Annotated in this window: 31 protein-coding genes; 1 reads left to right on the forward strand and 30 read right to left on the reverse strand. The window is 37.4% G+C overall.

Features of this window, described 5'->3' with window-relative positions; genetic code table 11:
* Positions 1-132 precede the first annotated feature (132 nt).
* Positions 133-690, forward strand: coding sequence for a winged-helix domain-containing protein (locus tag BM398_RS13515; RefSeq protein ID WP_175531955.1), 558 nt, complete (start codon positions 133-135; stop codon positions 688-690).
* 122 nt (positions 691-812) lie between these two features.
* Here BM398_RS13515 and BM398_RS13520 read toward each other — a convergent pair whose 3' ends face one another.
* The 30 genes from BM398_RS13520 to BM398_RS13660 form a co-directional block, all read right to left on the reverse strand.
* Positions 813-1,133, reverse strand: coding sequence for a hypothetical protein (locus tag BM398_RS13520; RefSeq protein WP_092338259.1), 321 nt, complete (start codon positions 1,131-1,133; stop codon positions 813-815).
* A 73-nt stretch (positions 1,134-1,206) separates the two neighbouring features.
* Positions 1,207-1,623 carry a hypothetical protein gene (locus BM398_RS13525; RefSeq protein ID WP_092338262.1) on the reverse strand — a complete coding sequence of 139 codons (417 nt, stop codon included), beginning with the start codon at positions 1,621-1,623 and terminating at the stop codon, positions 1,207-1,209.
* 2 nt (positions 1,624-1,625) lie between these two features.
* The gene (locus BM398_RS13530) at positions 1,626-1,943 is read right to left on the reverse strand and encodes a 3'-5' exonuclease (protein ID WP_242949820.1); all 318 of its coding nucleotides are present in this window, start codon (positions 1,941-1,943) and stop codon (positions 1,626-1,628) included.
* The gene (locus tag BM398_RS13535; protein WP_092338264.1) at positions 1,925-3,238 is read right to left on the reverse strand and encodes a hypothetical protein; all 1,314 of its coding nucleotides are present in this window, start codon (positions 3,236-3,238) and stop codon (positions 1,925-1,927) included. Before BM398_RS13535 ends, BM398_RS13530 begins: the two co-directional genes overlap by 19 nt.
* Positions 3,239-3,260: 22 nt before the next feature.
* Positions 3,261-4,163 (reverse strand): hypothetical protein, encoded by a 903-nt coding sequence (locus BM398_RS13540; protein ID WP_092338266.1) that lies wholly within the window; start codon positions 4,161-4,163, stop codon positions 3,261-3,263.
* Between the two features lies 1 nt (position 4,164).
* Positions 4,165-5,661 carry a hypothetical protein gene (locus BM398_RS13545; RefSeq protein WP_139233828.1) on the reverse strand — a complete coding sequence of 499 codons (1,497 nt, stop codon included), beginning with the start codon at positions 5,659-5,661 and terminating at the stop codon, positions 4,165-4,167.
* Between the two features lie 401 nt (positions 5,662-6,062).
* Positions 6,063-6,293: a hypothetical protein gene (locus BM398_RS13550; RefSeq protein WP_092338271.1), complete on the reverse strand. Its 231-nt coding sequence runs from the start codon at positions 6,291-6,293 to the stop codon at positions 6,063-6,065.
* Positions 6,294-6,296: 3 nt separating this feature from the next.
* On the reverse strand, positions 6,297-6,500 hold the full coding sequence (locus BM398_RS13555) for a hypothetical protein (protein WP_092338273.1): 204 nt from the start codon (positions 6,498-6,500) through the stop codon (positions 6,297-6,299).
* A 139-nt stretch (positions 6,501-6,639) separates the two neighbouring features.
* Complete coding sequence (locus BM398_RS13560; protein ID WP_092338275.1) at positions 6,640-6,840, reverse strand: helix-turn-helix domain-containing protein; 201 nt, start codon at positions 6,838-6,840, stop codon at positions 6,640-6,642.
* A gap of 99 nt (positions 6,841-6,939) precedes the next feature.
* The gene (locus BM398_RS13565; protein ID WP_092338277.1) at positions 6,940-8,208 is read right to left on the reverse strand and encodes a coiled-coil domain-containing protein; all 1,269 of its coding nucleotides are present in this window, start codon (positions 8,206-8,208) and stop codon (positions 6,940-6,942) included.
* Between the two features lie 176 nt (positions 8,209-8,384).
* Positions 8,385-8,795: a hypothetical protein gene (locus BM398_RS13570; RefSeq protein ID WP_092338279.1), complete on the reverse strand. Its 411-nt coding sequence runs from the start codon at positions 8,793-8,795 to the stop codon at positions 8,385-8,387.
* 137 nt (positions 8,796-8,932) lie between these two features.
* The gene (locus BM398_RS13575; protein WP_092338281.1) at positions 8,933-9,577 is read right to left on the reverse strand and encodes a hypothetical protein; all 645 of its coding nucleotides are present in this window, start codon (positions 9,575-9,577) and stop codon (positions 8,933-8,935) included.
* Positions 9,578-9,586: 9 nt separating this feature from the next.
* On the reverse strand, positions 9,587-10,345 hold the full coding sequence (locus tag BM398_RS13580) for a thermonuclease family protein (protein ID WP_092338283.1): 759 nt from the start codon (positions 10,343-10,345) through the stop codon (positions 9,587-9,589).
* A 249-nt stretch (positions 10,346-10,594) separates the two neighbouring features.
* Positions 10,595-10,981 carry a hypothetical protein gene (locus BM398_RS13585; protein ID WP_092338285.1) on the reverse strand — a complete coding sequence of 129 codons (387 nt, stop codon included), beginning with the start codon at positions 10,979-10,981 and terminating at the stop codon, positions 10,595-10,597.
* Between the two features lie 2 nt (positions 10,982-10,983).
* A complete protein-coding gene (locus BM398_RS13590; RefSeq protein WP_092338287.1) occupies positions 10,984-11,166 on the reverse strand; it encodes a hypothetical protein in 183 nt (60 codons plus the stop codon).
* A gap of 100 nt (positions 11,167-11,266) precedes the next feature.
* Positions 11,267-11,440 (reverse strand): hypothetical protein, encoded by a 174-nt coding sequence (locus BM398_RS17205; RefSeq protein WP_175531956.1) that lies wholly within the window; start codon positions 11,438-11,440, stop codon positions 11,267-11,269.
* Positions 11,440-11,700, reverse strand: coding sequence for a hypothetical protein (locus tag BM398_RS13595; protein ID WP_092338289.1), 261 nt, complete (start codon positions 11,698-11,700; stop codon positions 11,440-11,442). The genes BM398_RS17205 and BM398_RS13595 overlap by 1 nt, the downstream gene beginning before the upstream one ends.
* A gap of 12 nt (positions 11,701-11,712) precedes the next feature.
* Positions 11,713-12,195: a hypothetical protein gene (locus BM398_RS13600; protein WP_092338291.1), complete on the reverse strand. Its 483-nt coding sequence runs from the start codon at positions 12,193-12,195 to the stop codon at positions 11,713-11,715.
* Positions 12,192-13,337 (reverse strand): hypothetical protein, encoded by a 1,146-nt coding sequence (locus BM398_RS13605; protein ID WP_092338293.1) that lies wholly within the window; start codon positions 13,335-13,337, stop codon positions 12,192-12,194. The genes BM398_RS13600 and BM398_RS13605 overlap by 4 nt, the downstream gene beginning before the upstream one ends.
* Positions 13,338-13,677: 340 nt before the next feature.
* Positions 13,678-15,120, reverse strand: coding sequence for a DNA cytosine methyltransferase (locus BM398_RS13610; protein ID WP_139233829.1), 1,443 nt, complete (start codon positions 15,118-15,120; stop codon positions 13,678-13,680).
* Between the two features lie 62 nt (positions 15,121-15,182).
* The gene (locus tag BM398_RS13615) at positions 15,183-15,602 is read right to left on the reverse strand and encodes a hypothetical protein (protein WP_092338297.1); all 420 of its coding nucleotides are present in this window, start codon (positions 15,600-15,602) and stop codon (positions 15,183-15,185) included.
* Between the two features lie 199 nt (positions 15,603-15,801).
* On the reverse strand, positions 15,802-16,293 hold the full coding sequence (locus BM398_RS13620) for a hypothetical protein (protein WP_092338299.1): 492 nt from the start codon (positions 16,291-16,293) through the stop codon (positions 15,802-15,804).
* 15 nt (positions 16,294-16,308) lie between these two features.
* The gene (ligA, locus tag BM398_RS13625; protein ID WP_092338301.1) at positions 16,309-18,507 is read right to left on the reverse strand and encodes an NAD-dependent DNA ligase LigA; all 2,199 of its coding nucleotides are present in this window, start codon (positions 18,505-18,507) and stop codon (positions 16,309-16,311) included.
* A 180-nt stretch (positions 18,508-18,687) separates the two neighbouring features.
* Positions 18,688-19,701 carry a phosphoadenosine phosphosulfate reductase domain-containing protein gene (locus tag BM398_RS13630; RefSeq protein ID WP_242949821.1) on the reverse strand — a complete coding sequence of 338 codons (1,014 nt, stop codon included), beginning with the start codon at positions 19,699-19,701 and terminating at the stop codon, positions 18,688-18,690.
* Positions 19,702-20,016: 315 nt separating this feature from the next.
* The gene (locus BM398_RS13635) at positions 20,017-20,538 is read right to left on the reverse strand and encodes a metallophosphoesterase family protein (RefSeq protein WP_092338303.1); all 522 of its coding nucleotides are present in this window, start codon (positions 20,536-20,538) and stop codon (positions 20,017-20,019) included.
* Between the two features lie 53 nt (positions 20,539-20,591).
* Positions 20,592-21,809, reverse strand: coding sequence for a WGR domain-containing protein (locus BM398_RS13640; RefSeq protein WP_092338305.1), 1,218 nt, complete (start codon positions 21,807-21,809; stop codon positions 20,592-20,594).
* A 195-nt stretch (positions 21,810-22,004) separates the two neighbouring features.
* Positions 22,005-22,571, reverse strand: a complete 567-nt coding sequence (locus BM398_RS13645) for a tyrosine-type recombinase/integrase (protein WP_092338307.1) — start codon at positions 22,569-22,571, stop codon at positions 22,005-22,007.
* A gap of 416 nt (positions 22,572-22,987) precedes the next feature.
* A complete protein-coding gene (locus BM398_RS13650) occupies positions 22,988-23,668 on the reverse strand; it encodes a macro domain-containing protein (protein WP_092338309.1) in 681 nt (226 codons plus the stop codon).
* 30 nt (positions 23,669-23,698) lie between these two features.
* Positions 23,699-23,887: a hypothetical protein gene (locus tag BM398_RS13655; protein ID WP_092338311.1), complete on the reverse strand. Its 189-nt coding sequence runs from the start codon at positions 23,885-23,887 to the stop codon at positions 23,699-23,701.
* Between the two features lie 98 nt (positions 23,888-23,985).
* Positions 23,986-24,936 (reverse strand): DUF5688 family protein, encoded by a 951-nt coding sequence (locus tag BM398_RS13660; protein ID WP_092338313.1) that lies wholly within the window; start codon positions 24,934-24,936, stop codon positions 23,986-23,988.
* Positions 24,937-25,258: the final 322 nt, after the last annotated feature.

Consider the following 25,258-nt stretch of genomic DNA (forward strand, 5'->3'; position numbering starts at 1 on the left):
ATTTTGATTTTTCACACACATTTGTGTTTTGTGTGCTACAATATAGGCATTAAAACAAAAATGTGTATAATAACTCAAAGATACAGAAATACTCAGCTTGTCTGTGTTTTGAGTATTTTAAAGGATGATGATATGAAGAAATATAACAACACAAAAGAAAGAGTTCCATTTTATTACAGGTATTTTGGAAGGCTTATAGATGAACACGTAGAAAAAGTGCATGCTAAAGATGTGGCTACTGAGCTTGGGTTTAAGTCGGCAAATAGTATTGTGAGAGATTTTAGTTTATTTATTGAAAATGCCGGGAATATCAAATATGGATACAACAACACTTTTATGTACAATAAATTCAAAGCGCTGATGAATATTGGCAGCGGTGTTAATATAGCAGTTGTGGGAGAAAGTAACGCTCTTTTTAATAATGAGGAATGTACACGGCGAGGATTTAATATTGTTGGTACACTTGATAAGATAGATAAGGAACTGATAACTGAGCATGAGATACGTGGAATTATTCTGACAGATAAAAATGCGCTTGCCGATCTTGGAAAGATCCCAGATACAGTAAAAGTGGTTATTAATTTTACAGGAAAAGAGATAGATGATTCAGACATGAGTTTTTATGTAGTAAATGTCGATATCTTAGAGCTTTTATCAAATGCATGGTATCTAAAAAATAAAGAAGAATAATTCACATAGTGAAAGAAGGGGGATTCTATTCAGGCGGATAGACTTACATAAAAAATATGGGATACCGTCTTTTTTCATAAGGCGGTATCCGTAAAGAAAACATATTGTAGAAAATCTTCCAATTATATAGATAACCGGATGATATCGCTCCAATGTTGTAACCCTTTTGGGGCATAGGAATAAATTGAATCATCATAATATATTCCTTCATTTACCACTATATCGTTTTGTTTTGTTTGGTAATGGATTGCTAATCCAGTCCAATCATCGGCATCGATTATACACCAGTTTAAACAAAGAATGTTTTTATCGGATATAAAGGTTGAGAGTGAAGGTTGTTTAATTATAGAATCTTCAAAGGTCTTAAATTCCTGAGCTGTTTTAAGTGAGGTATACAATTCAACGTATCTTTCTATAGGTAATTCATATAATAATTTTTCCATAAGAATCCTCCCTGCTTCAAAGTAACTGCAACATGTAAATCTAGCATATTTTTAAGCATCCTACTACATACAATCAGGGTAAATAATATGTACTTTCCTCATCATTATTAAATTTTATTGTTAGGTATTTAGTTTCTTGGTCATAGTGGTAATCGGATATATCACCGCACACGTAATCTGTGTGTACTTTGCAAAGGTTTATTATATTTTTCCTACTTATTTCAACTATACCGTCATGGAGTGTCTCTACTTGAACAATATCACTATCTTTTTCTACTGATGAGTTATCGCAAGAAACAGGGGTATGTGACACGGTCACTTTTGAGGAAGATTTAGCTAGCAATATTACCCCAGTTGAATAAATGACAAATATAGCAAGTATAAAGGCTATTCGCATGATACGTTTACTTCGGGTACTTGGAAGTGCGGTTATAGTTCCATCGGAGAACAATTTTCCTTCGCATTTTGGACATTTATGAAGCTTTCTCATTCTTACACCTCCTGTTTCAAAAATCTCGAAACATTGATATTCTTTGCCGGATCCATTGTATAGCACATCTGAAGATTATCTCTTGCTCTTGTCATCGCGACATAGAACATTCTTCGTTCTTCTTCAATCTCTTCTTCAGTTATTGCTTTCTTATATGGACAAACACCTTCGTTTGCATCAACAATAAATACCGTTTCCCATTCAAGTACTTTTGATCCATGGAAAGTTGAAAGACAAACGCCCTCTTCATAAGGCGGTGTCCGTAAAGGAAACATATTGTAGAAAATATGGAAAAGTCTATTTAGTAAACTTGCTGCCACGTTGAGTTTCCACCTGGGACTAAAGTTATATCGCTGCCACCATAAGCCACAAACGGTTCTGCTTTTTTCTCAGCAGCTATAACAGCAAGCTTTGTTGCATCATCAGGTAACGAGTTAATATTGGTATGGCTTCCGGTTACGAAGTAGATATGATTCCCAATTTGATATACATACATTTTATCTGAGCTACCAACCTGCTCTTTAAGCGCAAGAATTTTATCTCTGTTATTCTGGATATCATCGGCGTCAATAAGAACTGATGCTCTTCCATCTTCAAAATTAATTTTGAGCTTTCCTTTTGAGTTAATTGTTGGGCTAAGCTCTGTATCTGTTTTAGTTTGCGCAAAACTCTGTGGAATTTGGATAGCTGTTGGATAATTTGCAGTGATTGTCACGTTGTCATCCGGCATTGTGAATATCAGGAGTATATATCTGTCATGTTTGCTGTCAATGGCATACCTTTTAAGAAAGAATGTGTTGTCTCCGTTATAGGACATTGCATTATTGATAAAGGTAAATGAACCATTTTCCTTTGTGATGGTTATGCTACTGTCATCAATATAATGGCCATTCAAAGCGTATGGTATCGCGTAAACAACAAGGTCTCCTGCTCTTTTTGAAACACTGTTTGAGCCTGCGCTTCCTGCATCAAAGCAAATATTTTTGTTATATGTAGAGCCATTACTCAAGAAAGGATTGGCAGAGTATACAATGCTGTCGCCTACTCCATCTTTTACATAAGAGCTGATATCTGATGACAGAGTATTTAATGTTGTTCCTTCTGTTGGCATATAGATACTGCTTACCTGCCAAAGTGAACCTGTAAGATACTCATCATCGTGATCTATCCTCTTGAGGATATTGGAAGTATTGTTTCCATAAGTGGTTGCCTCTTCGTATACTACCTTGATATTTACATCTCTTGCTGGCATGTAAAAGCCAAGGATAGCTTTTCCTTTAGAGGTATTAACATCACGGTAAGTATACTTTGGAATGCCATCTGAACCGGTAGTGGCATAATTTTCCCATCCCTTCAAAAGATATGTCTTATCATTCTTTTTTAGGACAAGATCCTGTTGAAGCTCTACATAGATACCTTCTGCTTTACCGTTTATAGTCACGGGACTTGAGCCAAGACTCCCATTAATCATGGCATAAACGTTTACATCATAATCAGTTGTATCTGCAAAGACCGGTGTCACTTTATTTACTGCCACAAATGCAAGATATAATGCAAATAATGTTGCTGAAAAGAAAAAAAATTCCTTTATAATACCCTTTACCTTATTTTTCATAGCAAGACCTCCAAAATCCCAATTACTTGTGACCTTTAGGAATCGTAACAGTCACGGTTGTTTTTGCATTTGAATCTGTTGTGATGGAGTATGAAGGAAGAGTGTCTTCTAAAGCGCCCATGCTGTTTATTGTGTATGCTTGTAAAGAATCGATCTTATTTGTAAGTGATGCGTTATAGTTGGAAATAAGAGTCTTGATGTCACTTTCTGTCACTCCTAGTTTTTTTGATAAATCTTTGATTTTAGAGTCGTCACTATTGGCATTTGTTGAAATAAGAGTCGTGAGCTGTTCAACCGACACTCCAAGCTTGTTAGATAATTCCTTTAGTTTTGAGCTGTTTGATGTCTCATAAGCTGAAAGAAACTGTTTTACATCATCTTCTGACATACCGTATTTTTTTACTACGTCATATATGTCTGAGTATGAGTAATTATTTATAGTTTCCATGAGTTTTTGAAGCTCAAGTGTCTGCATATTGAGCTTATCGAGCTTGGCCTGATACTCTTTTATAAGAGTGTCGTTGTTTTTGAGAGCATCACTAAGCTGTGCCTTAACTATCTCATTTGCAAGTGCATTTATTGTTTCAGATGCCACAGAGGTAAATTCTGAATCGAGATATGTCTTTACCTGATTCATAAGACTATTAAGCTGCTCGTCAGTTAGGTTTTCTATATCCATAGCACCTATAGAATGATTAAGGTCTTTACTGATTTGTGAAGCGATCCTTCCCATCTCCGTTTCTGATATATTAAGTTCCGAGCCGGAAAGTGCGTCAAGGACGTATTTTTTTGTGGCGTAATTATCTTTGTAATAAGTGTTCATAAATAAGAAAATAATAAGTACTATTACAAAGGCGGCGCTTATACTTGAGAGCGTCACTATATGTCTTTTACTCTTTCTTGCTTTTATTATGTTTGTTGCCATTTTAAATTCCTCCCACATGGTAATATGCTGAGTAATGTTCTGTTTCCGTGCCAACAATTCCGTCGCCAAACTTAAGGATATATTCTTTACAGCCATTTGGTACGGCGTAAAATACTTTTATGTTCCTAAGCGTTTCATTTGCTACATCGTTTTCTATATCATAATCAACATAGTAAGTCCTCTGTGGAGCAGGAACACCTCTGTATTTTAGTGTGTTTCCATCAACTCCAAGCATCCTTACATCTATCTCATGTTCTGGATTGGCTTGTGTGTAAATAATGTCATATTCTGCAACTTGCCATGAATAACCAGGAGGAGCTTCGAAATAGTCATATCTTGTTGTTGATGACGCCTGTTTCTTTACTATGTCAACTGCATCGTTTCCGGAGAGAATAGCTTTCAAGTGAACTACCGGATATTTAATCTCCCCGTCTGGATCAGAACTCGCAATGATGCCATAATCACCTGTTTTTAAAAGTGAATATATGTCAGAACTGTATACTTTTCCTTCAGTGAGCTTACGTTCTTTTTGATTGGAATGTTCTATTTTGTCATCAGAAACAACTGTTTCAATGTCTTCAGGTGTGGATTCTTCTTTAACTGACGGTTTTGGCTTTGCAATATCTTTCTCAGAGGTTTCTGTTTTAGGAGCTGCTAGTTTTTCATGTTGAAGCGCTTCTTCTGATTGCCCGGTTTCTTCTGTGCCATCAAGATCAAGAAATACGTCATCTTTCTGACTATCTTCATCTTTTGTTTCTTCGTTAGCTTTCGATTTTTCTTCTGTTTCTTCCGATAGCGATGTTGAAATAGACTTATCGCTTATTACCACGTCATAATCAGGAGTATTAGTCTGAACGACGCCTTCTCCGTGAGTTGTTTTCATTGAACTAACTACAGTATCTATTACAGAGAGCTGTTCTTTTGAGAGGTCTGACAAATTGCTTCCTTTTACTCCTGCAAGTACGCTCCATTCAGTCATGCCATCTTCAATTACCGCGAGTCTTCCTATATAATCTCCGTAAAGTTCTGTTGTGATCGAAATGTTTTCCGCTACATCACCAATAATCTTATAGACTCCGTCATTTATGGATTCCGTGTAGCAAAATTTCTTACCAAGCTTCGAACACATAGAGTCGATGACGCTAGATGATGAGAGTGCATTCTCTTTTTTTTCTGTTTCTGAGAAATTATAGTTTGTCCCCTTATTTGCAAGGATTACAAGTTCATCCATACAAAAGAACATGTACTCGTCATTGCCATTTGTATATGAGTATATACCATCTGGCGTGAAGTCCTGATCATTTGCAATCCGCGTAACGGCAGTTGCCTTACTTGAAAACGCCAATGGTATCTCAAAAGTAATACCATCAACGCTTGATATTGTTGTGTATCCTTTGCCTGCATCTTTATATGTAGCAGACTTTTTTATGCCGCAAGATGTCAGCATTATGGTCATGCTCATTAAGGTACATATAGATTTTAAAATTTGTTTTCTCATATTCTCCTTACAATTGCATTACAATAATTTCACAATAGGTGTATTTATTATAGGTTAAATATACCGCAAACCGATATAGTTTTCAAGTAGCTGACATCTGTGAGAAGTGGCGGCCTGTTTTTATTTCTTTAGTGCTTTCATTGCTCCACGTACTAAGAGAGCATCTATCTACCCAAAATATTGTTGCAGTATTTAAACTTTCATCCACCTTCACAACTATTCCGCGGCATTCAAAGTTCTTAACTTCGTTACCTATCTTGATTTCATCATCAGCCTGTTTCTGGTTTTCTCCGCCCTCCTTATCTGCTCCTATGTTTAAATTTATCTTTTTGCTTATGGTTCATAATATCTTGGTGTATTTATTCGGGAATCTTAATTACCAACTCTATATCTGCCATTATTCATCCCTCACTTTCTATCTTGTGCTTGCCAATAAGTTTTCGATAGGCGCTATGTAAAGGTTCTTGGTCGTACTTTTCAAAAAACTTTCTAAAACTATCGCCCTCGTCTGCGCCTTCGACATTTATAATATATTGGTCTATGGCTCTTAATAATGAGTCTTTTTCTAAAGATGTTAGGTATACGTTTGAGCCGTGGAAACTTCGGTTTTCGTTAGTTACTCTACTACTCATTCCTTATCCCTCGCTTTCCACCACCTTTCTTACATGGCTTACTTTGAACGATGTATTACCAATATAAAAATATTCAGGACGGCGGTAATCGTGCTTTGCTGAAAACTCATCTGCATATCCAAGTGTTCCGTATATTCCTCTTTCTCCACCTTTGAAATATACAGTAATCTTTTTACCGACTAACTTCATTAACTCTGCATTAGTCATCTCTTATCCTCACTTTCTACCTTGTAAATTAAAGTTGGTATAGTTAAATATCAAATAGCCAAAATGAATGAAAAAATCAAAACAAGTATCTCCATTTTTTCTTCTGCCACCATTTGTTCTTATTCCCCACATCGGTTTGTTACCGAGATGCTTTGTATTTTTTGTCCACCATATATCTAAATCTGCGACAGATTTCTATGATCTCATCAGCTTTAAGTCTTCTCTGCCCGTTAAGCACCTTCCAAGCGGTGTCCCTGGAAACATAAAACCAATCCGCGAATTCCTGCTGTGTCATATCATTTCTTCTGAGCAGTATTTTAAGCCGGTTATCCTCTCTCATATTAATAAGCTGTCCCCCTTCATTTGCTCCAACACTTCCGCTATAGGTAAAACGCCCAGAGCATATATGATGCAAAAGGCGTTTTGTATCTAATGGTAATCAGTTCTGATTAGGATATGTGTCGGGGACGGTAATAGTGACCGAATTTGTCAGACTGTTTGTTTCATATGTAGGAGCTGCTACTTTATCGAGTTTTGTGTCCCTTAGTTCCTGGATAAGAGTCTCAATATTTTCGTTAAGCCTATTTAATTCATTAGTAAGTTCTTGTTTATTCGCCTCATCAGCATTGGATAAGTCATTTGCTGTCTGAGCGAGATTGGCAACAGTCTGACCAATTCTTTCATTAAGTGTGCTATTTGTCTGATTGAGCTTAGAGGTGAGACTGTTATTAGTTGTCTGTAGAAGGCTTATAAGATATTGCTTATCTATGGAATCCGATTCTCTTAATGATGTGATTGCTTCATTTATGGCCTGTTTTCTTGCATTGATCTCTGCCTGAATGTTTGCTGCAATATTTGAATCAAGTGAAGAAAGCTGTCCATTAAGAACTGATTCTGCATTGTCCAAAGCATCTCTGACAGTTTCAAGCTCTCTAAGGATATCTAAGTCAGAGCTTAGAGTATTATTCTGTAATTTCTTAAGTGCTTCATTAAATGCTTCTCTTGCCTTTGTTACAGATACATCAAATTCATTTCTATTTGATACCTGTTTCCCGGAAAGGGTATCAATCTGAGCTTGAAGGTAGTTATCTTTTTGTTTTAATTTAGCAATTTCATTATTATATGTGTTCTGTATTGCAGATATTTTTGCTTGGGTACTATTCTGTGTCTCCTTGATCCCGGCAAGCGTGTTCTGTACCGCAGTATAGAGGTTTTTGGTCTCGTAAACTTCACTTTCAAGCTTTTTTGTGTAATCTTGAAGTTCTTCAAGAACTATGATCTTTACGGATGCGGCTATATCATTTGCTTCTCTGCTCGTGTATTCCTGATAGTGCTGTCTTACTATGTCGCCAATGTCACTCATGAGCTGATCAATCACAAGCTCCTTAAGCTCATCTTTGTAATCATTAGATATCTGGCTAATAACAATAGAAGCAATTGTATCGGCAAATTCTGCTGTTTTCTCTTCATTTGTTTTGCTTGAAATTGTTCCTGTAGTTGCTCTTATTGTAGATGAGCTATTATCAAGAGGCGCTTCACTTATGATTTTTTCTGTTATTTCATGGCGCATTTTCTCCTGTAGATCAGTCTGCAACGCTGTTACTGATATTAGTTGTACACCGTAGATGATCTCTATTAAGATAAGCGTTGCAACAATTCCGATGGTAAATAACCTTTTTTTGAATATCGAAATTATTTTTAGCTTCATTTTTCTACTCCCCCCTTCTTTATTTTTTATTCATCTATAAATTTTATTTTGTACCCTTTTTTCAGTGTAAATACACTAATGGCGAATTATAAATATAATATATTATATTATATTTATTTTTTCAATATAAAAAAGCGCCTGCAATCATGCTGACGCTTAAATATATACAATATATTTCATTCATCATACTGTTCACTAAATGAGCTAGTTGGAAAACTTTCGTAATTGTCTGATGAATATGGATCTTTCTTTTTACGCTTCGTCTTTTTTGTCGTTGGCGATTCCGGTAATATGACATCGTCAGGAAGAGGAGTGTCTATGGTTAAAGCGGCTTCAGTATCCTCATCTTCAGAGAAAGATTGCTGAAAAGCTCTATAATATTCTTTGCTTATCAGAATTTCCAAAGTTCTGCCGATAGAGAGAGTTTTTTTTCCTTCTTTTTTGCCAAAGTGTTTCATAAGCGCATCGAGTTTGATTGCGGTATCTTCTTTAAGTCTAAAGCACTTGGTAACATTTCTACCATCCTCAACGGAAGGTCTTCCAGGCCTCCTTGTTTTACTTTCTTCTGTTTCTGTGTTTGCCTTCATTTCTTTTTCTTCTCCTTATCTGTTTTATTATAAGGGATTTTTTTTAATTTTTGCAATACATTTATCATCATCATAAAAGAGCTGACGAGGTTATTTTTTCAGGCTGTCCGTACACAGCGGTTCCATTCTATTCTCTTTTATAGTGTAAGATTTTTTGGCGATATTTCTTTTCCTTTGGTTACATCTATATAAGCTCTATCTAAAAAGTCATCCAGTATGTACTTTGTTGCTATATAGTACTCATGGCAGTAATAGTAATATGCTAGTGCTACTGGCTTGTATCTGAATATATCTCTTGGATTTTTAATGTGATATATTTGGAATCCTTCTGATGTTTCCATGTCGCAAAAATCATTATCTTTACATTTGCATCCTGAGACAGCTCTTATTACTTGCTTTACAGGGCGCCGCTGTTTGGATTTTTCTTCCTCTGATAAGAGGCTTTTTAAAATGTTATCTTCCGGTATTTCTTCACCAGCAGCGGCATCTTTGCTAAAAAGCTCAATAAACTTGGAACGAATTCTTATAATGTCAGTATAGTCAAACTGTTTATTTGATATGATTATTGCAATGAATGCACCCATATCAAATACTAAGGGACTGAAAAAATTGTTTCCATCAGGGATAATTCCTGCCTTATACATGGCGTCTATAAAGCCTTCGCTTACGCCCTTCCCCAATTCAACTTTTCTGAGTTCATTTTTTATGGCAGCGTAGAGTTTGGGGCTTGTGTTTCTGAAGATTACTCCTGCCTTGATATCTTCTAACTGATATATCTTCATAAATTTTTATTACTCCTCATCAACAAGTGCTCTATATCCATCATATTGCCAAAGACCTGTATTATTCTCTTTTGCTTCATCAATAAGAGCTTTAAATTCCGAGGCATATTTTAGATTAGGTTCTATGGTCATTTGTTTGCAGTAGCCGTTTTTGGCGATTATGGCATTGACCATGAAATTCAGGTCTGATGCATCATCACGGAGCCATACATAAGCAAGAAGTCTTGAATACTTATCGTACATCTCCTTATCTGTTTCGATATAGATCGTATCTACATCCTTTAAAAGTTCTTTAGTGTATGCACTTGCTTCTTTGCCATATTCGTTGTTTTTGCTTATATTAGTGTTTACAGATTCAGGAGTGTCTATTCCAATAAGTCTTATCCGATATTCAAAACCGTCTTCTCCAAGAGCAACTATAGTATCTCCATCTGTGACGCTTACAAGAGCCATCTTTTCAAGGTTGGACTTTTCTTTGACCTCAGCAGTTTTTTTAGAGTTGCCCGTAGATACAGCATTTTCGGCTAATTCGGCAGCTTTGTCGATCAGGTAGTTGGTAACATCTTTTGCAACTTCCTTTGTGTTGCCATCTTCTATCCCTTTATTGTATTTTTCCGTGATTTCATTGGTCTTTTTATCTATATTAGAACCAATGTTTTTTGAGTTTGTTCCAAGATCTTCGTCGATAGCCTGTGCAATTTTCTCGGTAGAGCACCCGCAGGTAAGTATCACCACTAGAATTATGGGTAAGAATAGCTTCTTTCTCATTCTTTTTTCTCCTTAATATTGCGGCCTTTGCTGTGACAGATAAAGTAGTTATAACTTTTCCTCAAAAGCTCAAATCATGTAGGGAGTACTCAGGTTATTATTTCCTTTTATATATTATTGATCAATACACTTACAGTGTACACTATATGGATAATTAATGCAATACAACTATTACGCAAAATGTCTGTATACATGTTTGTACGTAAAAAAAACTGTTCTTTCCCCATATAGGAAAAGAACAGCTTTAATTTATTTATATGATTTTTCAAGATAATCAAGAAACTCATAGTCGTTTGGTTCGTGGTAATAGTGATCGTTCTTATTAAAATACCAATTAATGATCTCCTCTGGAATTTCAGGAATACTTTTATTGTTTTCATCAGCTTCTACAAGCGTTGTCAGAGTCATATTCAAAGCCTCAAACTGTTCTGTAGAAAGCTTTTCTTTGATCTTTATATATATATCTGCTCCAAGAATGGCAAGAGTCCTATGCGCTTTGCGGTCTGCAAGTTCTTCTTCAGTGTACATATCCCATTTCTTGCCGGCATATGAATAAGTAATATTCTGAAGGAATGCATCGCATCCTGACTGCTTGTTGACGAACCAGCATTCTCTTGGCGAAAAGTCTCTGCTCATACTTAGGCCTCCTCAATAAAATTTCCATCAATGTCCTGAGTATAAAGGTACTTATGATCATTAACTTCTAATTCTACATTGGGATATAAGTATTCAGCTCTCTCTTTTGCTTCTTTGAGATTATCAGCGTCTACTTCAACATAAGCTCTTGCTTCTACTGCGAAACCTACTACATATTTTGCCATAATATTTTCCCATATTAAAAAAGACACTCGCCCACGCACGGGAGTGTCAGTTAAATGCCCCTGTGCGTGTCGGGCGTACCTATTTAATTTTTAATATGGCTTATTCGCACCTATCAGCGTTAGCTGTAGATGCGATCACCACCTTTCCGTTTGCTTGTGAAAGATTAGTTGCCTTTTCTATGGCATCTGCCAAACGGTTCACACTTTTGATCAGCTCTGGGAGCTGAGACATGGAAAAACGCTTTCCAATAACAGTCTGATAAAACTCTACCATCAAGCCACCTCCTTATCTACAAGAATTGCAAGATCCTTATCGTTCATTGAGAAGAATGCATTATCATCTACATAGTAGAATATGTCATCGTCGATAGCCTGTGCTTTTTCTGACACATAGCTGTCATTGGCAATGAGCACGTCTTCAAATGACTGATAGGAAACGGTTACATCCCCGTTCTTTGGAGTTGTGATGTATCTGGTATAGTAGATCTTTTTGTCAAACTTAACTGATTGAAAAACAATTTTAGGTATCGCCATGTTTATTCCTCCTTATGCAACATTTGAAAAAATTATATTGTTCTTCTCCTGTGCATATTTTGTGTAGTTATCGAACTCTTCAGAAACAAACTTAGTTCTTAGGCCCATAAGAATGTCATCTAATGCATCAATATCAAATGAATTCTCTGACAGGCGGATAAGATCAAGTCTTGTCTGTTTCAGAGCATAGGCTTTCTTTACAAAACGCTTACCTTCTTCATCATTAAAAAACAAAAGATTACCGGATATAACTGAGAGTACGTATTCTTCCTCTATAGGAGCCACGTCCACGATGAGCTCGTCATATTGATCTTCCATAGTCTTAATGGATGCAGTAAGCTCGTTGAAAGCACGCTTATAGTTATCAGGTATTTTCCCATCAACTTCTATGGCTACACGGTTTCTCTCAAGTTTATCTTTAGAAGCCGAAATCTCGGCCTTTAAAGATTTAAGCTGATTGTAACGTGTTTCCAAGTCATCTCTTCCGACTGTCATACGCCAACCCTCCTGTCATACGCTTCATAATCTACATATAAGTATCTAGCAACCTTCTCCCGTAAGTCGATCATCTGAGAAAGGTTAAGGTCTCCTGCCATATCATCTACGCATTGGTTAAGTGCGAGATAAATATCAATGGCAGATGTGGCAATGAACTGAATATTCTGAGAGATCTTTTTAGGAATCTTGAGCTCTTCTGCCATTGTTTCAAAGACGCTCTGAGCGTTTACGATACTTATGTTGCCGAGCTCTTCTACTTTATCTTCCGCTTCCTGAAGAGAGACTGCTATATTTGTGAGAACTTCCTCCCACATCTCAAGGGTATTTCCTACGTCATGGCGAAGTTCAATACGTTTGCCAAGTCGCATTGGAACCCCCTGTACTTCCATGATAGGTGAAGCGGAAACGCAACTACTTCCAATGTCAGATGTTGATACAATGAGTCTTGTATTGATATCAGCTGCTGTTAAACCAAATCCAAACTGGGAAAGGGTATTAGCAAACCCATCTTCCATCATTTTTGCGTTAAGCTTATACTCAACAACAAGCCCTTCATGTGATACACGACCAGCACTGAACTCATACTCAGGGAAAATAGAAGAAAGTCTATTTTCTGTATGAGAAATTACATCCCACTGCATGAAAGGCTGATATTTTTTTGACTTCATACTTGAGACTTTTCCGTCTCTTATAAGGATCTTGCAAAGCTCTGCATTAAGTGCAAAGCACTGTGAAAGCCAGAAAGCCTTGATCCTTACAGGAAGTACCTGGATGTCCTGCTTTTCAATAGAATTTTCAATCGCTCTTCCATAAAGACCTGCTCTTGCCTCGATATCAGGGAATGCAGTATATCTTACGGGATGTACCAGATTCCCAAAAAGGTTGTTAACGTAGAGGGAGAAGTGATTCTCATTCTCTATTGTTGCCATTACATCGTCATTGGAAATTGATACTTTGTTGATCTTAAGGACTTCTTCAACATTAGTCTGTAAGTCAAGGCCAAGCACCTGACATTCATTGACAGTAGGTGTTACCCACTTATCGGTTGCCTTGATGTGGTCAAGGTACTCTTGGAGGTCTTCTCTTGTATCAAGTAGCTTTTCCTCGTAATCGTGAAGATAAATCTTTTCCTGTTCCATGATTGCATCCTCCTAATTTAAAAAGAAACATGCCGAAATACAATGGCGGCGCAAAGCTCGACATTGTATTACTTTTGTGGCGAGCCCTACCGCCCTACAGCGATGTTTCTTTGGTTTAATAGTGATATATGTAAACGCCGGAATCGGCGGAAAATAAAGAAAATCTATATGAAACGTCAAAAAGAGCCATGACAAAATGCCATGACTCTTATGATTTTACTCGTTTTGTTTGACGTTATAGATATTTTACCATTGGAGTAATGATAAAGCAATATCACTTTATGAACAAACAAAATCTCTACTTCTAAAGAGCGGTGTTAAGTTGGCGTTGAATAAAAAGTTAGGCAACCGCAACATCCTGAATCAATATACCATTTATATATTTGTATAGAGCGTTTTTAACTATGCTCTTTATGAATGAGGCAATAGCCTGTGTTACGCCGTTTGCGACCTGTTGCTGACGATCATTTAAAGAACCATAAAATTTAAAGTTTTTATCAAGCCCCATTATTGCAGCAGCTTCTGAAACAGAAAGGATCCTGTTACCGCTTGGTGGCATAAGATTGATTTTTCTCCAATTGTTTATCGTAACGGATGGTTCATCAGCAGAAAGCCTTCTATAAACATCTGAATGTCTGTCAAGGTCTTTCATTTCTTTTATATCCTTATAATTATGCCCCGGACGGACTTGAGCCATCTTTTTTACGGTTTCAGCAGAAGCCTTGGTGATATCTTCATAATTAAACCAGTCAGGAGTTACTTTTTTCAGGGCGTCTCCAGCGGTCTTATGAAGCGCAAGTTCTACGTCAGGGATAATTACTTTCCCCATTGCCTTAATAGAGCCGATCAAGACCATTCTCTCTCTCTTTGAATATCCTCCAACCTTAACATCATTTACTACTGAGTAGGTAATGTTATAGTCAGTTGATAACTCAGAAAAGACTTTCTCAAGATGTTTGCCTTTTTCTTTAGTGATGAACTGTTTGACATTTTCTATAACGAACATTATAGGCTTTTTTGCTTTAACAACTCTTATATAGTCATCAATTAAGAGTCTCTTTTTGATATCCTGTTCGGTGTTGCCAGCCCTATTACTGTTGCTATATCCTTGGCAGCATGGCCCGCCTATTATGAGGTCTGCTTCAGGTACATCTTCCGTATCCAAATCTCTCATATCCATACAGATTATATGATCTCCGATATTTTTTTTGTAAGTTAAACAAGCTGACTTATTAAAGTCGATAGCAAATTTTATATCAAAGGAATCATCCTTCTTGAATGGATAATCAAGAAGCCCGGCGCCGCTAAAGAGAGACACTGTGTCAAAGATATAAGAGATGTCATCTATAACTTTATCAGAGAAAAAACCTGATGCAGTTAGCATCTCAGAAAGAGCTTCATGGTTCTTTGTAAGGATTTCCTTGTCGATTGAAAAAGTAGTCTTATCTGCCTTATCCAAAAGGTCTGTAAGTTCTACATCTGTCATGGTATCGACATTTACGTTGGTTTTGATAATATGGACGATAATCTTATTGTCGCTTATCTCAACTTCCATATACCTTGCCATTGACATAGCTTCTCTTATTTCTTCGTTTCTAAGGTCTACAAGAGGTTTCTGCTCTGCACCCTTTTTTGAAAATTTATACTTACCGTTTTTATCTGGTATAATGTGGACTTCTGAAGCCTTGCTGTCAATTACATATCTGTAATGATCTCCGGCATGGAAGTGGTCATTCTCCTTAAACGAAAAAGTGAGTCCTCTTTTTGAATATTTAATCTTCACTCTAATTTTTCCTTTCTCATTTGCTGCATCAATAATGTTGATCTGCAAAATTTCATAAATTCTCAGATTGCTTTGTATTCATAAAAACAACCTGCATATTTAGCAAAGCCCCCGAAAGGTTTGTAGCGCCCGTTTGTGCAGTCTATCTCTCGCGTTGACATATTCCCTCTATGAGCTTTTTTCTTGTCATCTGAAAATATGACTTTATCATATGAAAAATCAGGAACATATTCGCCGGTTGTTTTATTGAGCTTATAGGTAAGATCTGCGTCTTTACAGTAATCCTTTATGATTACGACCTTATACCAACTCTTTGGAACATCGGTGTTATAGCCTTGTGTTTTGCTTTCGATGATAACTCTTTTCCCGATATAGTTCTTAAGCTTCTGGAAAGGGATTATTTTTCCTACATGGGACTTATCTACGAAAGTAAGACGTGCATTTTCTGAAAGAAAATCGTTTATGGTTATCTGTCCTATCATACCTGTTCCTTTCTTTGGCTACCCGTAATGGGAATCAAATCTTTGTTTATAGTTATCTATGTTAACGCCCTATTGGACGGGAATTTTTAAAGCTTCATACAACAAAAAACGAGCCAAAGCACTAGGCTTTAACTCGTTTGTTTTCACATATATAATTTTACGTTATGTCTATTTTACCATAAGTGTAGTTTGTGAACAACTAAAAATTCTCGTATTGAAGGCTGAACTGACCATAAGTATTATTGCTATGCTCTGTTTCATCTTCCGCGTAAATCAAAGCGGTGAGATTTAACTTTGTTACGTTGCAAGCTTCGCTGAAGGTCTTTCCAGTACTTATCACGTTGTCGAGAAAGAAAAACTTTCCTGATATTTTAATATCTTCTGATAAGTAAAGCCCTGCATCACTTCTTTTTCCTTGCTTTTTAAGATTATACAACATATCCCGTGGTCTGCATTTTAGGATATCTAGGATCTTTGCTCCTGTTATTTTTGCTACAAGTTCTGCGATTTTCAAAGTATAATCGGCATATCCGTAGTGCTGTGGTGCAGGAATAATGATGCATGACTCATTAATGATATTAAGGCTTAAGAAGTATTCTGTCATAGTCAGGATCGCATCTTTGTTTGAAAAAGTATTCTTAACATCATGACATATTTCCCTAACTCCTTTTGTATTATAGTAACTGTTCATTTTTCTCCTTAGAGATTACTTTCCAAAGCGTGAAATAAACTCCTCCTCTGAAATGATGGGGATATTCAGCTCCTTGGCCTTGGCGTTTTTTCCGGAAGTGGAGGCTATGTCATTGTTTACAAGGAATGATGTCTTTGCAGACACGGAGCCTGCAACCTTGCCGCCTCTTGCTTCAACTGATGCCTTGAATTCAGCTCTGTTCTTATACTCATATACAGAACCGGTGATAACAAAGGTAAGCCCGTCAAGGCTGTTATCAGAAGACTCTGTCTTAGGTTCTGGGAAATTCAGCTCATTTATAAGTGATACAAAATCTTCGTACTTTTCACGATGAGCTGTGATCTCATCAACCCAGTTGATAATGTTCTGAGCCTTTTCATTACCAATACCATCAATCTCACACAGTTTTTTGTATTCTGTTTCATAAACTCCTTCAAAATAAGCTGCATCATCACGGGAATAATCATCATCGTAATTTCCTGCAAACGAGTCTACAAATGCTTTGAAAGCATCAATATCGTCATTCCAAAGCTTTGACAGTTTTTTCGAAAGGTCATTTCCAAGAAGGGGAACATTGAGGCTATAAAGGAATTTCTGTAAAGTGGTGTTCTTTGACTGTTCAATAGCAGCCATGAGGTTTTCCCATTTCTTTTTTCCCCATCCGTCTTTTTGCATGAGAGACAGATAAGCCTTATATCCTGGCTCTGATTCATTTCTTAAAGGATTGTTCTTAAACGCTTTCCAAGCCTTTGCAAGTTCGTAAAAACTAGATGGGGACGAATTAACCAATCCTTCATTTATCAGATCTTCAATCTGGCTTTCGCCCAAGCCCTTAATAAATAATCCATCCTTTGAAAAAGTATTCATTAGTTTTCCAATCTGTTGAGCTGCACAGTCTGGATTGTCGCAGTGAAGCGTTTCAATACCGTTACAATTCTCAATCCTTGTTGGCTTTCCACAAACAGGGCATACAGAAGGAATTTCTATATCCTCTTCTTTTCCAGTCATGGAAGTATATGAGGCCACCTGTGGGATTATCATATTTGCAAGATATACTTGTACTTTACTTCCAATTGCAAGAGGGCCTTTTACATTCATCCCTGTAACTGGCATATTCTTCATGATCGAAAGGTTGTGCAGCGAAGCTCTTGTAACATTAGAACCAAGACCAAGTCGAACATCATCAAAGATTACAACAGGAGTGATGAGTCCTGTCTTACCTACGCTCCACTCAATATCACGGATTGTGGTTTCTGCGGTTTCATCTGACCATTTTAAGGCAATTGAATGTCTGAAATGATGTCCTGTGGCTCCAAGATTCATCCCAAATACCATATCGTTATATGAAATAACTAGGCCGTCTGTAGGATAATCAAGGGTTTTAATAGCATCCTTCCACTCTTCAATCTTTGCAAGGATATCCATTGAGTCGGTGCATTCGTACTCAACTACTGCAAATCCAAGATGCTCAAGGAAATTGAGCCTGTCCTGCATGTACTGTAAGTTGAATACTTCATCACCTATGTTTTCTACATATCCTTCCTCTGGAATTGGATTAACAAGCTCAAAAGCAATGAAGTTAATCTCACGCTTTTTAGACTCATTGGCATCCAGCATCTGAATGGTTGCAGATGCAAGGTTGCGAGGGTTTTCATAAATACCACCTGAGAGAGCATTTACACGCTCAAACTCGGTGGTCTTCATTACTGCTTCGCCTCTTACAACGAGATGACCTTTATATGCAATCTCTGTAGGAAGCCCTTTGAAGTACATAGCATTGTGAGTAATGTCGCTTCCTACTTTCCCGTCTCCTCTTGTAGCAGCCTGTACAAGCTTACCATCATCATAGGTTGCACAGACGGTAAGACCGTCATTCTTCCAAGTAACGATAGCGTTGTCTCTGCCGTTTATAAGCCACTTAATAAGGTCTTCTCTGTCTTTGTATTTTACCTTATCAAGTGAAAGTGCAGGAAATTCGTGAGTTACTTTCTTAAGTGCTGATACAACCTCAGCTCCAACCTTATCAGTAGGACTGATATCATACTTAAAGCCATTCTTTTCTTCGAGAGCTACAAGCTTTTCAAGCTTCTTATCATATTCAAGATCACTCATAAGAGTGATCCCTGAGTTACGATATGCTTTATTAGCTTCTGCAAGCTCCTGTGTGAGTGTTGTCTGTGCTGAATCATCAGCTGCATAAGTTTTTATTGTCATTATTTCTCCTCCATTTTGTTTTTAATTATCTATGTAATCGCCCATAGGACGTAACTTAGGGAAATCTATATAAAAACGTCAAAAAAAGAGCCACAGCTTTTTGCTATGACTCTTTAATGATTTTACTATATGTATTTGACGTTGTTATAATTTTACTATGAGTAGAATTATTTTACAATACTACATTTGCATTACCTGCATAAATTCTGATAGTTCAAGTTGTCTTGCATCGCAGGTTCTCTCTTCCTCTTCAGAAAAAGCTATCTTTTGAGGCTTCCTTAAGCGATAACCAAGTCTTCTGTATTCTTTATAGACCGGCGCCCAGATAAGTTCGCATTGCTTTTTTTCATTAGGAAAATACATTTCAAGAGTATCAAGTTCTTTCTGAAGGGTAGGTGCAAACGGACATCCTTTGCATCCGGTTCTTTTGAAGTTGTAAGGTGGAAGGTATATAGGACAGATTTCAACCTGAAACTCCGTTATGAACCATGCCTCCCATTTTTTAGTTACTACGCTCATGGGCTGAAACTTCTCAAGATTATTTCCTTTAAATGCAAGACATACGGCATTTTCTCTTCGGCCGCCTTCATCTTTCATTATCCCATCTATTGCGATTGGTCTGCCATGTTCACTACCCCATTTTTTCAAAGGCTCTTCCTTCATATTTACACAGCAGAGGTCTGAGATGATGAGTTTTTCAGAAAATTCCGGCCTGAACTGATATTCAAGCTTCTTGGGACAACGCTGTTTTGGACCCCAATCACCGCTCTTGCCAAGATAATGTTCAACTGAAGGACACATTCCTATGCGATTGTATCTTTCAACATGATGAGCATGTTTTTTGGATTTAAAGGGATATCCATCTCTTTCAAGCATTGGCTTAATGGGAACTTGGGGCTCTATGATCTCGATTCTGTTATCTTTTTTCTGCAGGTCAAAAACAAAATCCCTTATCATGTTAAGCTCGATTCCGGTATTCACATAAACTCTCGGTATCTTGTTTCCTGGAAGTGCAAGGTCAATAAGTGCTGAAAGAACTGTTGAATCCTTGCCGCCTGAAAAAGATATGGCGAATTTATCCTCGCCGTAGCTTTTAACTACGCTTTCAATCTTTTGCAACCTATCAAGTAGCATGAATTCATCCATTGATGGGTGCTTTAAGATTTTTAGATCTTCATAAGTTCTTAACATCATCCACACTACACGGAACTACCCGTATACGTGTGGCAACATATAATGCTGTTTTCTAATTGGAACCCCGAGTTTATCCTTCGGCTAACCTACCATAATCTCATTACTTACCTTGTAATCGGTATCTTTGGCACGCCCTCGTCGCAGTACCCGGCTCCGCAATTCGTAGTTATGATGTTTTACCCTGTTTTTAAGCTGATTTATGTAAGGAACAACCCTTACTCCATCCCATCTGTCTTAAAACGTGCGCTGGTTGGGCGCACATTTTAAAATGACGCCCGGCAGCGCTACAGGAACCCCGTCTACGGGGAATTCGTGTTAATCCTTTCTTATGTTCATAAGTTCTGCTGCTGTCTTTGGCTTAAATTCATTGACATCAACACCTACATTTACAGTTCTTTTGATTTTGCTCATTATAAGGCTTGCACCTTCGGTTGAGTTATGGATGTGTCCGTAGAAATGCCAGTACCCCTTCCAGTATCCATCCCACTCAGCTAGAGGGTAGTGACAAAGAACAATTTTTGTATCATTTTCTCTTACAGCTTTTATACTGTGTATTTCTTCGAACTGATGTCTGAAGTGGCGATGGTGCATCCACCTTGCATCATGATTTCCTTTTATGAGTACTTTTGCACAGTTCATTTCCTTAAGTTCGATTGTAGGATCATAATCTGCACAGGCAATATCTCCGAGAATATATAGCGTATCGTTAGGCGATACAGTCTCATTTATATTTCTTATGATTACGTCCTTCATTTCATCAAGATCTTTGAAAGGACGGTTTGTTCTATCAAAGATTTCCTGACATTCAAAGTGTAGATCAGATGTATAGTAGTTCATATTTTTCCTCCTTAATAAATATCTCTATGGGATAAAGCCACAGAGAATATTAATCAGTTTTTTAGCTCAATAATGTAGCAGATGGTGCATGCGTCATTATTGTAGATAATGCATTCATCATTTCGAAGTTGTATTCCGGCGTGTGCAAATACCGAATCATATCCCTTTGCTCTGATATTATTCTCATTAAGAGAAGGGTTAGCGCATGAGATATGCATTTCCTTTCCCATAGCAACTTTAAAAACGGTAAGAAGTACAGTGTTGCTGTTGTGCGGTGTACTTCCAAATCTTTGCGCCCAGAATCCTGAGTCTGTGTAGCCCATGCTTTTTTTGGCACTGGGGGCAAAATAAAGACCTGAGCCAAACATGGATCCACTTCTTGTTACTTTCTGAGTAGGCCGTATCATAAGCCCCTGCTTTAAAATGTTCCAGTAGTTAGCATTTCTGCTCCCGTGATAGTAGAATTTGATTCCGCTCTTGCCAATATTGTATTTCTTGCAGTAAGCGTCAAATTTCTTACGTGTGGATTCATTCTCTACATGATAACAGTTAATGAATCTATCCGCTGTCTCTGGATCAAGGTGCGACTTAACCATATCCTTTTCTTTCTGATTACACGGTCTGATTGAAAGCCCGTTTGCTTCAAGGATTGTCATTCCCTGAGGATTACCGGACTTTATCGACTTGATGTCAGGCTTTGTCTTTGAGGCTTTACCTGCAATCGCATCAAGGAGCGCCTGTTCTCTTGTAATGATTTCTGAGAACTCGGATGGGCTCTTAGCAGACATTTCATACACGTTTTTCATCTGCCTCGGGATTACAAGGAACAGCTCATTTAAGTATCTGTTGAATTGAGAGAGACTACTTGCAGTAGTCATAGCATTTAAAATACTTTGAGCTTTATCGATAGCATCCTGATTAACCTGGTCAGCACTGACTGTGTAATTCTTTTTGATTACTCGGTCAGCCCAAACGAGCATCTTGTCTATGAGAATTCGTATCTCATTGTTGCCGATGTCTCTATACTTGGATTGTGCTGTAATTATGGTTTTAGCTGATGTGTGAAGATCAGTCTGATCTGTATACCCTTTTTTGATTTTTTCTTGATACTTATCATAGAAAAACTGTTGGTCATATTCTCTTGACTGGGCATTAGCTCCAATTCTTCCATATTCAACTCTGAATCTGCCATTAGGAAGTGGAATCATACGATAAAACTTGTTGTGGTTGTCTAATGAGTCAACCATGATTAGATACTTTTCCTCTACCAATAGGTTTATACCTCCAATATGAATTTTTTTATAGTGATCTATGTAATCGCCCTGAACGGGCGGAATTTTAAGAAAATCTGTGATTAACGTAAAAAAGAGCCACGGCTTTTATAGCCATGACTCTTAAAGTTTTACGATTATTTATTTGACGTTATCGATATTTTACCATAAGCGTAGTTAGATAGCAAGATATAATCAGCGGAGCACCATATGCCCAAGGATAGCTTCCTCCTGCATCTGAGATGTAATGCCTATATATCTCTGGGTAGTTGCTACGGAACTGTGCTGCAAGAGCTGTTGGACGAGGACTATGTTGTAATTATTATTGTTGTAGATATCTGTGGCATAGAATTTTCTGAAGCTATGTGTCCCTATATTTTCAAATCCTAAATAATCTGCTACGATTTTAAGATATTTTTGAACGGCTCTTTCTCCAATAGGGAATATTTTTTCATTAGCTTTAATTCCATTTTCCATAACATAAAGTTTTATGTACTGATATATAGGGAGTGGTACTGTGAAGGTTCTTTTTTTACTTGTTTTCTTTTCTGTGATATTCAATCTGTATCTGTCACCATCCATGATGATATCATTGAGTTTTAAATTTAAAATGTCTTCAATTCTTAGTCCAAGATTAGCTTCTAGGACTAGTGCGGTTGCAATACGATCATTCTTTCGAAAATAACTACCGCCATTTCTCATAGTATCTATAATTTCATCATATTGTTCTTTAGTTAGAGCAACTGTTGTCTTATTAGCCATCTAAAACTCCATAAAAAGTTCGTATTTTGCGTATAGGTAAGTTCGTATATTATGCTTCATATTCTTGCACACTGATTTTATCATACTTTTTCGGTTCTTAAAATAATCCTTATACGAACTAAAGCATTTAATGCAGGTGCCAGGTTTTAAACTGGTTCGAGAAAGTCAAGGACTTTTTTGACAGTTTTTAGAGTGTAACGGAATAAAAGTAGACAGAGATATTCTCTTATCGGCAGATATGGATTTTTAAATGACAGTTACAAACTTTCTATAGACTGTTTATACTTTTAATAGCCAACAGCCGGAATTAGTAATGACATTTCCCCACAACAAATAAGCCAGAATAATATCTGGCAATTAAAAAGCTGCCTCCGATTACTCTCGGAGAGCAGCTCTTTTAGACTGATTGTTACTTTTTATGCTGTCTCTACTATCGCAAAGGAATGATATAAGCCTCTGTCATCTAATGGCTTAGAGAAGAGGGCTTTATCAAGTTTTGAAGAATAGAATGAGTAAGAATATCCTTCCGCAGAAGCTTCTTCCTTTGACTTGAAAGTTCTTTCTATGCATACAAGTCCGCGTTCTGTATGAAGCTGTTTTGACTTTTTGTCTGGATTGTTCTTATAGAATTCATCCTTGTCAAAATAACAGATGATAAGTTCAGGATCATCTTCAGTTCCAAAAAGTTTATATAGCATATCCTTTACGATATGCCAGTCACCTCCTGCAAGGCCACATCCCATGAGTCCTGGAACTCCTACTGTAAGCCCTCTTTCTTTCGCATAGTCGCGGATTATAGTAACTGCATGCTTCAAAGCATCATAATCAGTGTCTTTGCCTTTTCCAGTAGGAATATTTTCACCAAAGCAGTTAGCGATTATTCTACCGTCCGGTGTTTTAAGGAGCTGTGTTTTACCAAGAAGCCCAGCTCCCCGCTGTTTGCAGATATTCACGTACTTGTTATATTCCTCTGAAGTTAAAAGGGATTTCTTTATCTGCAAAGCAATCCCCGCTCCCATAACACCAGTGCAATTTGTCTGGTGAGCTATGATGTCTACGGGTTGCATCAAAAGATTCCCATGTACTTCTTTTACCATTTTAGATTCCTTTCTTTTTATAAAATAGGGTTATTCATTAACTTCCTTGACATCCGGTAAGATTTTCCAGTCGCCGGCAGAGTCTTCTGAGGTTGTTGGTATAAATTCTCCGCCGTCAGTCTCGTTCGCGATGTTTATTGCCTCATCTTCGGATTCAGCTTCAACATCAAGATAAGAATAAGATGTCATCTTTGCCCATACTCTATATTTTTTTTTCATTGTTATACCTCTTTAAGATAATCCCACGGCTAAAGAAGCACCGTGGGATCTCTCACTTACTTATTTGCATTATTTAATCGTTATAGTACAAATATCCTTTATCCAGCCTGACGCGCCATGAACTTTTCGCCAAGTTCGAAGATCTTTGCCTGACTGTCATAATGGTAAACATTGTCGGTAAGCTTATCCTCGGGAGCAACCTGAGTTGCATTGACTTCCTTTACCATAGCCTCAAGATCTTTCAGTTTCATCTCTCCGTTATCAGGAACAATCAAAAGTTCGTGGATTGAACTCGGAAGGATATAGAACCCCCCCCCGACTTTTTTTGTTGCTTGATCCATGAAATCAGGATAAGCAAGAACACCGGCACCATGCACCTTATCGGGTACCGTTGCAACGAACATCTTTTCATCTTCAGAAGCTACAGGAGAAAGCCCCATCATCTCAGCATGCTCAACGCCCATCATATCGGCCATGAATTCACTAATGCCCTTGATCTCAATGGGCTTGGTCTGAGGCGCATTTTCCATCGCATCAGCGTGGAGCTGTTCGGGAGTAACACCCATTTTTTCAAGTAGCTGGTTTGTTACCAGGATGGAAGCGCTGCCCTCGTCATCTGAATTCAGAACGAAGCGGTAAACAACCGCCATGTCCTCAATATTCTGATGAGGTACAGTTTCAAGCATCTCCTTATTTGATTCTGCCGAAACTACTTCGATCGAGAGCTTTTCTTTCATCTGAGAGTAATCAGATAAGGAGTCGATATCGAAGAAAGGTCTCTGGGTAATACCGCTTTTCACATCCTCTACGGCCTTATCTACGACTTCATCGTAAGATCTGCCATTTTCCATCGCATTGTAAAAATTGTCAATCCTGATGTTCACTCCGATATTGCTGCCCTTCGGCGTTACCGTTACAGCCTCGTAACTCTCATTGAGCTTGTTTACGGTGTTGACTGAAACCGTTACGTCAGCGCCCTGCTCATTAAGCTTGGCCTTTAAGTCTGCTTCAAACTTCTCTTTGAATAAATCGTATTTGATATTTGTCATAATCTTTTCCCTCACTTTCTTTTTCCGGTCCTATTTAAAATGCTTTTTTTCATATCAAAGCTGTGAAAAGGATTTAGCTATTAAAAGGACTATTCATACTTCATATAATTTACAGGGTTAATATTGCTTTCCCTTCTTATGCTTACTATCTATATAAACGCCACTTCTGGCGGAACTTAGGGGAATCTATCTGAAAACGTCAAAAAGAGCCATGACAGAATGCCATGACTCTTATGATTTAACTTAATATGTTTGACGTTGAATTTATTATACAATAAGTGTATTGAAAATACAACATTTTTTAAGCGGCAACGATAGAATT

The organism is Butyrivibrio sp. M55 (assembly GCF_900116865.1).
In the GTDB taxonomy this organism is placed as follows: Bacteria; Bacillota; Clostridia; order Lachnospirales; family Lachnospiraceae; genus Butyrivibrio.